Raw genomic sequence first — 13,813 nt, 5'->3', positions numbered from 1 at the left:
ATCGTTAGTTTCTACCCACTTTCCTAACGCCTCATTCCTGCGGCCGCCTATTCGGGCGTTACGTAAGCCGCTGTGATGCCTCCGTCCACCAGCATTTCCGAACCGGTCATATAGGAGGATTCGTCGGATGCCAGGAAAAGCGCCGCATCGGCCATTTCCCGGGCTTCCCCGAAACGCCCCATAGGGATATGTACCAGGCGTCTTTGTTTTTTGGCCTCCGTATTCAGGAATTTCATCAGTAGGTCCGTGCGCAGAGGCCCCGGGCACAAGGCATTTACCCGGATATTTTCCCGGGCGTGGATCACCGCCAGTTCCCGGCTCATGGCCAGTACGGCTCCTTTGCTGGTCGTATAAGCCAGCTGGGCGGTAGCTGCTCCCAGGAATGCGACAAAGGATGCCGTATTGATAATGCTGCCGCCGCCCGCCCGGCGCAGAGCCGGGATGCCGTATTTACAGCCCAAAAAGACTCCTTTGACATTTACATCCATGGTCAGGTCCCAGACGTCTTCTTCGGTGGTTTCGGCATTGTCGTCCTGACTGTGCATGATTCCCGCATTGTTGAACAGGATATCCAGCCGGCCGTAGGTTTCCTCCGCAAAGGCCACCATTCGCTCGCAGTCTTTTGCTTTGGATACATCAGCCTGGCAGAAAGCGGCCTCACCGCCTTTCTTCCGGATCATATCCACTACCACATCGCCGTTGACCTCCTGAATATCTACGGCAACAACCTTCGCTCCTTCCTCGGCGAAGCGAAGGGCGGTCTGCAAACCGATACCGCTGCCGGCCCCGGTAATTAGTGCTACTTTGTTTTTTAGGCGCATGTTTAGAAAAAGCTTGGGGCAGGGAGCCTGGAAGCAGGGGCGATCTCCCCTACCCTTCCGTCCACGCACCTTGCCCGGTAAACAGGGTAATTGAAATTATTTTAAAACTGTTTTTAGATCCGCTCAAAATACCGCTTCCGCTCCCAATCCGTTACGGATTGATCGAAGGCCTCCTGTTCTTTTTTGAAAAAGTGGAGGTAATGCGCGACCACATCTTCGCCGAAAGCCGTCTTGGCAAACTCACTCTGCTCAAACTGTTCGATCGCCTGGGTAAGGGTGTAAGGCACCCGCGGTAGGTGTTTGGCCGCGTAAATATCCCCCTCAAAGATCTCCGGCGGTTCGATCTGGTTGCGGATCCCATCCAGTCCCGACGCCAGAGCGGCCGCAAAAGCCAGGTAGGGATTGCAATCCGCTCCCGGTATCCGGCACTCGATGCGCAGACTCGATCCCTTGCCCACCACCCGAAAACCGGCCGTGCGGTTGTCGTAGCTCCAGGCCAGGCGGGTGGGTGCCCAGGAGGCGTCCACATAGCGCTTATAGGAATTAACGGTCGGAGCGTAAAACGGCATTACGTCCGGCACGTGGGCCATCCAGCCACCCAGGAACCAGCGAAAAGCATCCGAACCGGCCACCGGCCCGAATTGCTGATCCCCGGCAAAGGCATTTTCCCCGTCCTGCCACAGACTCAGGTGGATGTGGCAACTGGAGCCCGCCCGCTCGGCGTGGAATTTGGCCATAAAGGTCAGGGAGATCCCCATGCGATCGGCAATTTCCTTCATACACTGCTTGAGCACAATATGACGATCGGCCATGGTCAGCGCCTGGGCGTACCGGACATTCAGTTCGTGCTGTCCCAGGCCCCATTCCCCCTTGGAATTTTCCACCGGCACGCCGGAGTGTTTCAGGTGCCGCCGCGCCGCCGCCGTGAAATCCTCGATCCGGGTACTCTGCAGGATCTGATAATCTTCCAGATACCAGCCCCGGGGTTTGAGGTCCTGATAGTGGGCATCGAAAGCCTCGCGGTAATTATTTTCAAAGAGATAGTATTCCAGTTCGGAAGCCGCAAAGCAATCGTAGCCCAGTTCGGCCGCCGCGCCGAGCTGCTTCCGGAGAATGGAGCGCGGAGCTTCCGCCACGTAATCGTGGGTTTTATCATTTTCCACATCACAAAGCACGATCGCGGTGCCCGGCAGCCAGCTGGCTTCCCGCAGGGTGGACATATCGGGCACCAGGTGAAAATCGCCGTAGCCCAGTTCCCAGTTGGCCAGTTTATAACCCGGTACGGGCTCGAGTTCCATATCGGTTGTAAGCAGATAATCGCAACCGTGGGTACCGTCTTCCACGGCGCTTTCCAGAAAGAATTCCGCATCGAAACGTTTACCGGTCAGCCGGCCGTAGTGATCGGTGAAAGCCACCACGACCGTCTCTATTTCTTCCGCTGCCACTTTTTGCTTTAATTGATCCAAAGTGAGCATTCCTCTTATCGGTTTCTCGGACATTGCTATGTATTTTTTGAGGTCAGTAGTTATTCCTTTAAACTTAGTCTTTCTTCACCAACCGGAACCAGACATAAGCGACGGCCAGTAAAGCAAAATAGATCAGCGCCAGCTGAAAATTGTAAATGGTAATGGCCACCAGCGCCACAATGGCAATTACCAGCGCGATATAGGGGGACAGCGGGTAGAACGGCACTTTGAAAGGGCGTTCCAGTTCCGGTTCCTTACGCCGCAGCGCCAGCAGGGAGATCATGGAAATGATGTAGAGGCTCAGGGCCCCGAAACAGGCGATGGTAATGATCTCTCCGGTTTTACCGGTCAGTAGGGCAATGATGCCGACCACCATATTGGCCACCAGGGCATTGGCCGGCGTGCGGAATTTCGGTTGGATCCGCCCCAGAATCCGGGGAGCAAATCCCTCCCGGCCAAACTCATAGGTAGCCCGGCCCGCCGCCAGGATGATACCGTGGAACGAAGCGACCAGGCCGAACAGGCCGATAAAAGTGACCAGGGTGTACAGCCAGTGATCCGCTCCCAGCAACTGCGCCATGACCAGGGGCAGCGGAGAATCCGAAGGATCCGCACCCGCCTCCGGGAAAACGGCCGTTTCCCAACCGTTGACGCCCACCGTAGCGATAAAGGTGATGATACACAATACGACCAGAGTAAGAATGGCCGAGCCGAAACCGATCAGTACGTTTTTCTGGGGATTAATGGTCTCCTCGGCTACATTAGCTACGCCCTCGATCGCCAGAAAGAACCAGATGGCAAACGGAATAGCGGCGAAAGCTCCGGACCAGCCGTTGGGTAGCGCATTTTGCTGTAGATTTTCCAGTCGTACTTCCGGCAGAGCCGTACCCGCAAATACGAGCAGTCCGATCACCGCGATCACCGTGACGATAAGCTCAAAGGAGGCCGCTGCCTCCACGCCGTAAATATTCAGGGCGGTAAAAATCACGTAGGCCGTGATGGCGATGGCCAGCACCGGTGCCCAGGGCAATAGCAGGTGCAGATAGGCCCCAATGGCAAAAGCGATGGCCGGTGGCGCAAAGACAAATTCGATGATCTGAGCCATGCCGCCCAGAAAACCCCAGTCTTTTCCCAGACTACGCATAGCGTAATCGAATACGCCGCCCGCTTTGGGAATGGCGCAGGCCAGCTCGGTATAGCTAAAGGTAAAAGTGAGGTAGAGCAGGATGATAAATCCGGTAGCGGTGGCCAGACCCAGGGTGCCCCCTTTTTCCAGCCCCAGATTCCAGCCGAAATACATGCCGGAGATCACATAACCGACCCCCAGGCCCCAAAGCATCAGTGGGCCCAGCGTCCGTTTTAATTGTACTGCGTTCGTATTGGATTCAGCCATAGAAGAGATTTGAATCGCTTAAAATAGGGTTTCTGTACGGAATTACAGCGGGCCGCGGCACAAAATATGTGTCTGTACGAATATTCCCCGCTTTCCCTCTACTTTTATTACTTTTAAACCTTCGCCCTCACCAATCGTTATTTTATTTTGCATTCAATCTGAAAGGAAAACTACCCGATGAGAATAACTATCCGCCATTTCCAGCTCCTGTTGTTGCTTTTGCTCGGACTGCCGGCCTGTAACGATCCGGATACGGGCCTGCCTACCGTCGGCTTTGTCGATGCCTTTGAGGACAGCACCATCGAGCAGGCCAAGATCGGCTTTCTGGACGCACTGCAGGCCGCCGGCTTTTCGGAAGCGGATCAGACCCTGGAAGTGATCTACCGGAATGCCCAGGGCGACATCCCAACGCTAACCCAGATCGTCCGCTATATGATCGCCCAGGAGGTGACCCTCATGGCGACGAATCCCTCGCTGTCGACGATCACGGCTATCCAGAATACTAAAGAGATTCCCGTCTTTATGATGGTGGCTCCCACGCCGGAACTGATGGAAGTGCAGGATGCCGCGGGTAATGATCCGCCCAACCTTTACGGGGTAGCCGAGAATCTGAATTACATCGATACTTCCTTTTCCATCATTCCCCGCCTGATCGAACCGGCCGGCGCTACCCTGCGGGTCGGTCTGCTGTACAATCAGTCGGAACCACAGTCCGTTTCCGCCTTCAACCGGCTGAACGGTCTGGCGCAACAACTCGGTATCCAGTTGGTAGCCCGCCCGGTAAACACCACCGCCGATGTGCAACTGGTAACCGGCGCCCTGCTGAATGAGGATATCGACGCCTTTTTTGCCAACCCGGACAATACGGTTTTCGGATCTTTCGAAACCATTCTAAAAGCCTGTAATGAGAACGACGTACCGGTTTTTACCAGTGAAGCCGGACTGGTCAAACGGGGTGCGGTGGCAGCCTTTGGCGCCGATCTCTACCAGTGGGGTTATCAGGCCGGAGAACAGGCGGCCCGCTTCCTGCAGAACCAGTCGACCGAGGGACTGGAGTGGGAAATGGTGCAGCTACGCAAACGGGTTTACAATCCGGAATCCGCCCAACGGTTCAGCCTCCAGGTGCCGGAAAATTTCGAGTCAATTAACTGATGGAGTTTTATATATCTGCCCTTGTTCTGGGCCTTTGTCTATCGGCGATGGGCCTGGGGATCTTTATCACCATGAAGATCTTCCGAATACCGGACATTACTACCGACGGAAGTTACACCCTCGGTGCGGCGGTGACCGCCGTGGCCCTCACCCAGGGCTGGACGCTTTCCGCAACGCTGGGTCTTACCCTGCTTTCCGGAGCGGTAGCCGGAGTGATGACCGGACTGGTCCACACCCGGCTGAAGATCGACGCCCTGCTGGCGGGTATTCTGGTCATGACCGGCCTGTATTCCGTCAATCTCAGCGTCATGGGGCGTTCCAATATTCCATTGATCAATCTCGAAACTATTTTCAATAAATTGTCCATTTTCAGCCGTTCGGTCTACAATGAGCTTTGGGTCGGCCTGCTGTTCCTGTTCATTCTCAGCGGACTGATCGCCTACCTGCTGCGGACCGATTTCGGCATTGCCATGCGCGCAACGGGCAACAGCGAATCCATGACCCGCGCCCTGGGCATCAATAATGACCGGATGAAGATCATCGGTCTCGCTATTGCCAATGCCCTCACGGCCATCAGCGGCTTTCTGGTGGCCCAATACCAGAACTTCTCGGATATCAATATGGGGATCGGGATCGTACTGGTCGGTCTCGGCTCCGTGCTGATCGGCGATGCGCTCATCAACTGGATCGGCATCCGGAATATCTGGTTACAACTGTTGACCGTCATGCTGGGCTGCATCCTTTTTCAGATGGTGCTGGCCGTGGCGCTGTCGGTAGGTGTAAATCCGAATTTCCTGAAACTGATCACGGCGCTATTTGTTTTAATCATTGTCGGGATCCCACGGCTGGCCCGACGCCGCAAACATTAATCAATTTGAGCACCAGATCCAGTACCATTTCCAGCGATAAGCATCCGGAAGCCGAAAAGGCCATGATCCGCCTGGCGGAGGTGAGTAAAACCTTCAACCGCGGGGAAGTCAACGAAGTGGAGGCCCTGCGGGGGATTGATCTGGAAATTGCCCCCGGTAGCTTCACCGTGCTGCTCGGTAGTAATGGTTCCGGTAAAACGACCCTACTTAATGTGATCTCCGGAGCGATCCTGCCCAGTGCGGGGAATATCTATATCCGGAGCAATGAAGTTACTGACCTGCCCGAACACCGGCGCAGTCGCTGGATCGCCCGTGTTTTTCAGGATCCGCTGGGCGGTACCGCCCCCGACCTGAGTATACTCGACAATTTCCGGCTGGCCGCGCTGCGCACCGCTGCGAAAACGCTGCGGATCGGCATCAATGACGCCTTTCGCAAAAAAGTGCAGGATACGATCGCCGAACTGGGACTGGGCCTCGAGAACAAGCTGCAGCAACCTATGGGCTCCCTGTCCGGCGGCCAGCGACAGGCACTTACTCTGCTGATGAGCGTAATGGATCACACGGATATCCTGCTGCTGGATGAACCCACCGCCGCACTCGACCCCAAATCCGCCGATGTAGTGCTCAGAACGGCCGAAAAGATCATCGGCAAATTCCAGCTCACGACCATCATGATCACCCACAATCTGGGCGAGTCGCTTCGCTTTGGCAATCGCCTTATTCAAATGGACCAAGGCCGGATCATCCGGGACCTGAATGCTTCCGAAAAGGAAAAGGTGCGACTGGAAGATCTGTACCAGTGGTTTCAGTAATACCGGAGTGATCAGATCGCTTCGCCCGGTAATCATCCGTTTCTCCTCCCTGCATCCATAAAATTTCCGTATATTTATAATCCTACAACCCAACCCAATAGTTTATGACCACATCATTTAAACTCAACGGAAAATCAATAGAAGTGGAAACTGCGGAAGACGCCAATCTCCTGTGGACCATTCGCGAAAATTTACAACTCACCGGTACCAAATTCGCCTGCGGTATTGCCCAGTGCGGATCCTGTACCGTCCACGTTGACGGTGTACCAACCCGGGCCTGCATCACGCCTCTGGCCAGTGTAGCCGGAAAATCCGTGACGACCATTGAGGGACTTTCCGAGAAAAAGCTCTCCGCCCTGCAGGAAGCCTGGATCGCGGAGCAGGTTCCCCAGTGCGGCTACTGCCAGTCCGGCCAGATCATGCAGGCCGCGGCGCTTTTAGCCGAAAATCCCAGTCCCAGCCGGGAAGAGATCGTCAACCACATGAACGGAGTGCTCTGCCGCTGCGGCACCTACCTGCGGATCATCAAAGCCATCGAACGGGCTTCAACCTCCGCATAGAGCCCGACCGGAAAACCGGTAGCCGCTGCATTTCTCACAACTCCCAAATCCACTTTCATCATGAATATGCCTTCCGAACAAAATAATAAACCTAAACTATCTCGTCGCCAATTTCTGACCGCCGCCGGAGGGGTCACCTTCGCGGTTGCCGCCGGAGCGATGGGGTTCAAATATTTTGCCGAGCCCGGCAAAAATAAAAAGACTTTACCCGATCAGGAGATCACGGCCTGGGTAAAGCTCAATCCGAACGGAGAGATCATTTTCTACAATCCGGCCGCCGAAATGGGACAGGGTTCCATGACGGCCCTCGCGGTGATCTTTGCCGAAGAAATGGATGCGGATTGGGACATGGTCCGCATTGAATCCGCACCGGTTGAACCCGACACCTACGGGCTGCAGTGGAGCGGTGCTCTCGGCGGACCGATGCTGACCGTCGGTAGCCGGACCATCCGTGGTTATTTCCAGGCGCTGCGGCACGCCGGAGCGCAGGCCCGGAACGCCTTGCTGCAACTGGCCGCTGCCCACTGGGGAGTTGATATCGGACAGTTGAGTACCGAGCCCGGCACGGTGGTTGACGCGAAAGGGAAACAACGGATCAGCTACGGCGACCTCGCCGCCCTGATGACGGATACCGAAACCAGCATCGAATTACGGGAGATCCCCGAATCGGCCTGGAAAAAACCGGAAGAATTCCGCCTGATCGGTACGGATGTGCCGAGAAGGGATATTCCGGCCAAGGTGGACGGTACGGCGCAGTTTGCCATGGACGTTCACCTGCCGGGTATGCTCTACGGTTCAGTACTGCGTACTCCGGTCCACGGTGCCAAACCGACGCTAAAGAACGAAACCGACATCCGAAAAATGGACGGTGTGCTGGAAGTGGTAATGTTAGACCATGGTGTCGGTATCGTAGCCGATAATTACGAGAAGGCGCTGAAAGCCAAACGCGCCCTGCAGGTAGACTGGAGCCAGGACGCTCAGGCCCAGGGATACGACAGCGAGGCGGCTTTTGCCAAATACCAGCAGCTCGCCCGACAGACCACCGCCGATAGTCGCAAGGTAAGCGAGTCCGGGAATTATAGCGGTGCCATGCGCGGTGCCCAGAAGACCTATGATCTGGAATACCGCAATGACTTTCTTTACCACGCACAAATGGAGCCGCTCAATGCCGTGGTTTCCGTTACCTCCGATAAAAAGAGCGCGGAGGTGTGGGTCGGCACCCAGGGTATGGATGGCAGCCGGAAGGCCGTAGCCGACGCACTGGGTATCGAATTCGAGCAGGTGAAATTCCACCCCTGCTATCTCGGTGGAGGTTTCGGCCGGCGTTCCATGAGTGGTTATGTGGAGGAAGCAGCCCTGCTGGCTGCCAAAGTGGATCAGCCGGTAAAATTGATCTGGACCCGGGAAGACGATGTCCGCTACGGAGCATTCCGCCCGATCAGTGTGCAGCGCATGCAGGCCGGAGTGGATGAGACCGGAGAACTGGTCGCCTGGGGTCACTACATTGCCGGTACCGGCGGAGGCCTTCTGGGCTCGGCCGGGAAGTGCGACTATTACTCGCTACCCAACCACCGCATAGAAGTACGCAATATCGATGAAGGAGTACGGACCAAGCACTGGCGCTCGGTCAGTCACGGGGCCAATAAATTTGCCATCGAAACTTTTCTGGATGAGATCGCCCATGATCTCGGCCGCGATCCGCTGAACTTTCGCCTGCGCCTGATGCGGGAGCATCCCCGCGAAATGAAGGTGCTCAAGGAGGTGGCCCAGATGACGGACTGGGGCAATGCTGCGATCCCCGAAGGCCGGGCGCGCGGTCTGTCGGTTACCGATCACGGTGGGTCCTTCGCTGCGGGTGTTGCGGAAATATCCGTGGACGAGCAGTACAAGATCCGCGTCCATCGCTTCTGGACGGCCGTTGATGCCGGTATCGTGGTGCAGCCGGCCAATACCAAAGCCCAGATCGAAGGGGGTATCGTCATGGGGATCAGTAGCGTGCTCCAGGAAAGTATCACCTTCAAGGACGGTGCCGTTCAACAGTCTAATTTCCACGATTATCCGCTGCTGAGAATGGCCGATGTGCCGGAAGATATTGAGATCTCCCTGATTGCCTCCGAGGGCGCTCCGAGTAGTATCGGAGAATTGAGTCTGCCGTTGGTGGGAGGTGCGATCGCCAATGCCTTCCTGAGCCTGACGGGAACGCCCCTGCGCCATATTCCTTTCCGGCCCGAAAAAGTGAAAGCAATACTGAATGCCTAAAAAATCCGGCCGGGAGGAATAAATTAGAAACAATCTTAAAACTTCTGCTGCCGGCGAAAAGCCCGGATCTTGCCCCGGTACAGACCTGTATGAGCTGCCAGTCGAAAGCTATTATTCACTCCTTAGCCCAGCTACGGAGTTAAAAACAGGTGCAGAGTGGTGGTGAAATCCGCGCTTTGGAGGCCAGTAAGCGGTTTTAAGACCGTTTCCTGGCTCGACTTGAGCATCTTATATTGCACCTAAATCAATACCTGGCCAGGGCTATGCCCTTCGAGGTAAAACCCCTTACAGATCTACAAATATTTTCCCAGCTACACCGCTGACATGGATAAGGGCATAGCCCTGGAATATTTGTAGCTAAATGATTGAGATAAGATCGGGAAGGGCATAGCCCTGGAGATAAAATGGGATTCTTAGGAGAGCGATTTTAAGTCATCCGGTTTACGATAGTACATTTTAAAATTAGCTTATAGCTTTGCGAGGACACGGAATACTATCGTTGAAAAGGCGAAAGTCGAGCTTACGCCTCCCGGCTAAATCAATTCCTCCTGCGGCTGTGGCTTCGGCCAGGTAAAGTAAAAGGTACTGCCTTTACCTTCTTCACTCCGGATGCCGATCTCACCGCCGTATTTGGTGACGATCTTTTTGCAGGTGGCCAGGCCAATTCCGGTCCCGTCGTATTTATCCCGGGTATTCATTCGTTTGAACATCTCAAAGATCTGTTCGTGATAAACCGGGTCGATGCCAATCCCGTTATCCTCCACGGAGAAACGATAAAAATCCCCCTCTTCGCGGTAGCTGATCTTCACCCGGGGTTGCGGGGATTCATTGTATTTCAGGCCGTTCTCGATCAGGTTTTTCAGCAGCATGAAGACATGAGTGTTGTGCGCCTGGATGACCGGTAGCGTATCCACTTCCAATTCGGCGTTCTTTTCCGCGATCGTCCGGCTTAAAGTCGCTTCCACATCGATCATCAGCACATTCAACTCAATGTATTTGGTACCCCGTACTTCCAGGGCTGCGATCCGGGAAAAGTTGAGCACATCATCGATCAGGGTATACATCTGCCGGGTATTCCGGATCACGTAATCCATGTACTCCTCAAGTTCCTCATCCGCTTTTTCACCGACCTTACGCTGGATCAGATTGATGAAGCTGGTAATATTCCTTAGCGGTTCCTTAAGGTCGTGGGATGCGATATAGGTGAAGCGTTCCAGCTCTTCGTTGGATTCCAGCAACTTATTATTCACATGTTCCAGTTCGGAATTGGATACGAGGAGTTTGTTGTTGACCAGTTCCAGCTCCGCAGTGCGCTGCTTCACTTTGGTTTCCAGCACCTTGTTGATCACTTTTTTCTGCCGGTTGGCCCGGTAGTAGACGACCAGCAGTACGGCCAGTAAAATGGTGACCACGGTACTCCCCGCCGCAACGACGGTCCGCTGCCGGACGACGGCATCCCGTTTGTCTTTTTCGGCCTGCAGGCGGTCCCGCTCCGCTTTGTTGAATTCCAGTTCGTAACTGTGCTCCAACTGGGCGATCCGCTCCTTGGTAGTGTTGTCGTAAATATTGTCATTCAGCTCCTGGTAGCGGAGTTGGTAATCGTAAGCTGCCCGGTAATCCTGCTTGAGGGCATACTGGCGGGCCAGTGCTTTGAAAATGGGGACCAGAAGAGTATTCATTTCGCTTTCCAATCCCAGTTCGGCCGCCTGGTGATAAAGCTTAAGCGCCTCATCGTTATTTCCTTCCGCTTCGTATACAGAAGCTAAAGCCCGGTAGATCTCCACCTCATCCGGGACCATGCCCAACCGATGGTAGATCTGCAGTGAGGTATCGAGTACGGCTTTCGCCCGGTCGTAATCCTGCATCCCCAGATAACATTCTCCCATATAATACAGGCTTTCGCCGGTATGCATATCATCGTGGGCCTCCCGGTAGATATTTAGCGCTTCATTATAAAACGAGAGTGCACTGGAATGATCTTCCTTTAACTGGGCGATGTACCCGTAGCAGAGGTAGGCAAATGGTTTATCATCGGATTCGAAGGAAGCATCCCCGGCTTTCTGGAAATATTCGATGGCCTTATCGAGATTGCCCTGTTCCTGGTGAATGACCCCGATATTGTTGTAGGTAACCACCGGGTCCATATAGTATCCGGGCTCATTGATACTCACCAGCGATTCCTGAAAATATTTCAGCGCCAGCGGGTAATTCCCCTGGAAGAGGTAATAAAGTCCAAAATTATTTTTCACCACGGACATAGCGTACTCATCGCCCAGTTCCACGCCCAGTTCCTGGGCTTTTACGAAAAAGAAATAGGCGCTATCCCCCTGACCGATACCGTCGTAGGCGGTTCCCAGATTATTTAAAGCGTAAAATATACCTTCGGTGTAATTGATGCGGGTAGCCAGGCTAAGCGCGGTCCGGCTGATCTCGATGGCCTCCCGGGGCTCGATGTCCTGGTATTGTTCGGCAAGATAATTCGATTCGTCAACCTGCTCGGCGATGGTCGTAGCGTTTTCTACTGCCTGCCATAAACTGTCTATGGTAGGGTTTTGGGCCAGTCCCACCAGAGTAAAGGAAATAAGGGCCAATATGAGTGCAGAATACCGAATCAAGATTTGATCACGTTTTGACGCTCCATGTTCTCAAAGTAAAGACATTTTCCAGAAAGCTCCGACTGTTTGTTCCAAAACTTGCCGGAACAGCTTATAAAATCACTCCTCATGCTGGAACAGGATCTTTAGCGTGCGGGATTGCCGCCCGGAGATCAACTGTAGATAGTATATTCCGGGGACAAGCTTATCCTTTACATTTAGCGTCCTGGTAATCACTTGTTTCGATAATACGGGCTCCTGATCACGGTACATAAGTTGTCCATAAGTGTTGAAAATACTAAGCTGATAGTTTTTTACGGATGCCGGCAGTTTTAGTTGCAAAGAAAATAGCCCATTCGAAGGATTCGGACTGACCTTCGCTTCCAGTCCGGAAGATAATGGTAATTCCCGGCCGGCGGTGATACCGACGGTTTCCACGAAAGTTAGCAACTGATCCGCGGGAAGGTCCTCAAATATCTCTTCCTCCCCCCCGGGCCAGGATATAGTCAATCGGTCGATCCGATTGCGATCACCGAGGCCAAAATGCAGATACAGGCTGTTTTGGCCGGAAAAACCCGATCCGGCAATTACTTCATCGACCAGCACCAGATCACCGCTTTCCACCTGTACACGGGCGCCAATAGCGGAACGGTTGCTCCGGGTACCGCGCAGGCGAATGGTCGTCCAGTGGTGATCATTCGGTTGAAAATTGAGTAAGAGCTGGTTGCCATCCTGTCCGGAATTAGCGATCACCAGGTCTACCTGCCCGTTCTGATCCAGATCCGCGCCGGCTACGCCGTAGCCTCCGAATGGACTTTTCACCGCATTCTGATCACTAACCGTTTCGAAGATACTGCCATCTACATTTCGGTACAGGATGTTGTCGTAAAACTGATATGCTACTCCGAAATTAGTTTCGTTGGCGACGTAAAGATCCGGGCGGCTGTCATTATCATAATCCAGAAAAAGCGTGCCCCAGCCCATACCCCGGTCGGTCACTCCGGCCCGGGCGGCAATATTCTCAAAGGTACCATCGCCGCGATTGCGGAAGAGTATATTTTCGTAGAGGTTGGTAACGTAAACATCCAGCCAGCCGTCACCGTCAATATCGGCTACATCCACGCCCATGCCCTGTGCCGCCAGATCGAGCCCGGAAGCCCGGGAAACATCCACAAAATGACCACCACCGACATTCTGATACAGAATATTCGGCTGGTTGGCGTCGTGGGTCAAATAAAGATCGGGATCACCGTCGCGATCGTAATCGAAAAAAACAGTGCCCATGGCAATTCCCTCATCCAGAGCGCCGGAAGCGTATGTATAATCCGCAAAGGTGCCGTCACCGTTGTTGAGATAAAATGCATTCTGCTCTCCGAGATTGGCGAAGTACAGATCCAGGTGGCCGTCGCTGTCCACGTCCGCCAGACTTACGGACATGACCTGTGCATTCACCACCACCCCACTGCCGGCCGTAATATCCGTGAAAGTGCCGTCGCCGTTGTTGCGATATATCCGGCTCGGTTCCCGTCGGTTGGCCAGTACCAGGTCCGGCCAGTTGTCGTTGTCCAGATCCCCCCAGACCGCAGTACCGCTGGCGCCGGCGTAAGCTATTCCGGCCGCCGCCGCTATCTCCGTGAAGGTACCGTTGCCTTCGTTGCGATACAGCAAATTGGCTCCATCCAGGCGGGTAAAGTACAGGTCCTCCCAGCCATCCTGATCGAAATCAATGATGGATATCCCACGGTGTTGTCCGGTATTGCCGATACCAGCCACCGCCGTCCGGTCTTCGAACTGAGCCCGAACGGAACAAACGCCGGAAATGAACAAAAGCATTAAACCAACCCGGAATGCTGCATTGTTTTTCATGCTTGGAACATAAGGCCGACT

Annotated in this window: 10 protein-coding genes; 5 read left to right on the top strand and 5 right to left on the bottom strand. The window is 54.2% G+C overall.

Annotated features, from left to right (window positions below):
- Positions 1-47 precede the first annotated feature (47 nt).
- The 3 genes from CRP01_RS27505 to eat all read right to left on the bottom strand — a co-directional run bounded on the left by CRP01_RS27505 (position 48) and on the right by eat (position 3,680).
- Positions 48-821, bottom strand: a complete 774-nt coding sequence (locus CRP01_RS27505) for a glucose 1-dehydrogenase (RefSeq protein ID WP_099153269.1) — start codon at positions 819-821, stop codon at positions 48-50.
- 113 nt (positions 822-934) lie between these two features.
- Positions 935-2,320 carry a glutamine synthetase family protein gene (locus CRP01_RS27500; protein ID WP_099153268.1) on the bottom strand — a complete coding sequence of 462 codons (1,386 nt, stop codon included), beginning with the start codon at positions 2,318-2,320 and terminating at the stop codon, positions 935-937.
- Positions 2,321-2,360: 40 nt separating this feature from the next.
- Positions 2,361-3,680 (bottom strand): ethanolamine permease, encoded by a 1,320-nt coding sequence (gene eat / locus CRP01_RS27495; RefSeq protein ID WP_099153267.1) that lies wholly within the window; start codon positions 3,678-3,680, stop codon positions 2,361-2,363.
- Positions 3,681-3,857: 177 nt separating this feature from the next.
- On the opposite strand from eat, the gene CRP01_RS27490 reads away from it, so the two are divergent.
- The 5 genes from CRP01_RS27490 (at position 3,858) to CRP01_RS27470 (ending at position 9,332) form a co-directional block, all read left to right on the top strand.
- The gene (locus CRP01_RS27490; RefSeq protein ID WP_099153266.1) at positions 3,858-4,832 is read left to right on the top strand and encodes an ABC transporter substrate-binding protein; all 975 of its coding nucleotides are present in this window, start codon (positions 3,858-3,860) and stop codon (positions 4,830-4,832) included.
- Positions 4,832-5,701, top strand: coding sequence for an ABC transporter permease (locus tag CRP01_RS27485; protein WP_099153265.1), 870 nt, complete (start codon positions 4,832-4,834; stop codon positions 5,699-5,701). Before CRP01_RS27490 ends, CRP01_RS27485 begins: the two co-directional genes overlap by 1 nt.
- Positions 5,702-5,706: 5 nt before the next feature.
- Positions 5,707-6,513: an ABC transporter ATP-binding protein gene (locus CRP01_RS27480; RefSeq protein ID WP_222845821.1), complete on the top strand. Its 807-nt coding sequence runs from the start codon at positions 5,707-5,709 to the stop codon at positions 6,511-6,513.
- A gap of 104 nt (positions 6,514-6,617) precedes the next feature.
- Positions 6,618-7,073, top strand: coding sequence for a (2Fe-2S)-binding protein (locus CRP01_RS27475; RefSeq protein WP_099153264.1), 456 nt, complete (start codon positions 6,618-6,620; stop codon positions 7,071-7,073).
- A gap of 60 nt (positions 7,074-7,133) precedes the next feature.
- Positions 7,134-9,332, top strand: a complete 2,199-nt coding sequence (locus CRP01_RS27470; protein WP_233752772.1) for a xanthine dehydrogenase family protein molybdopterin-binding subunit — start codon at positions 7,134-7,136, stop codon at positions 9,330-9,332.
- Positions 9,333-9,865: 533 nt separating this feature from the next.
- Here CRP01_RS27470 and CRP01_RS27465 read toward each other — a convergent pair.
- Positions 9,866-11,947 (bottom strand): tetratricopeptide repeat protein, encoded by a 2,082-nt coding sequence (locus CRP01_RS27465; RefSeq protein WP_143473555.1) that lies wholly within the window; start codon positions 11,945-11,947, stop codon positions 9,866-9,868.
- A 99-nt stretch (positions 11,948-12,046) separates the two neighbouring features.
- A complete protein-coding gene (locus CRP01_RS27460; protein WP_099153262.1) occupies positions 12,047-13,792 on the bottom strand; it encodes an FG-GAP-like repeat-containing protein in 1,746 nt (581 codons plus the stop codon).
- Positions 13,793-13,813 lie beyond the last annotated feature (21 nt).

Origin of the sequence: Flavilitoribacter nigricans DSM 23189 = NBRC 102662 (assembly GCF_002646595.1) — a bacterium.
Classification (GTDB): Bacteria; Bacteroidota; Bacteroidia; order Chitinophagales; family Saprospiraceae; genus Flavilitoribacter; species Flavilitoribacter nigricans.
This window is presented reverse-complemented; position numbering and strand designations above follow the sequence as displayed.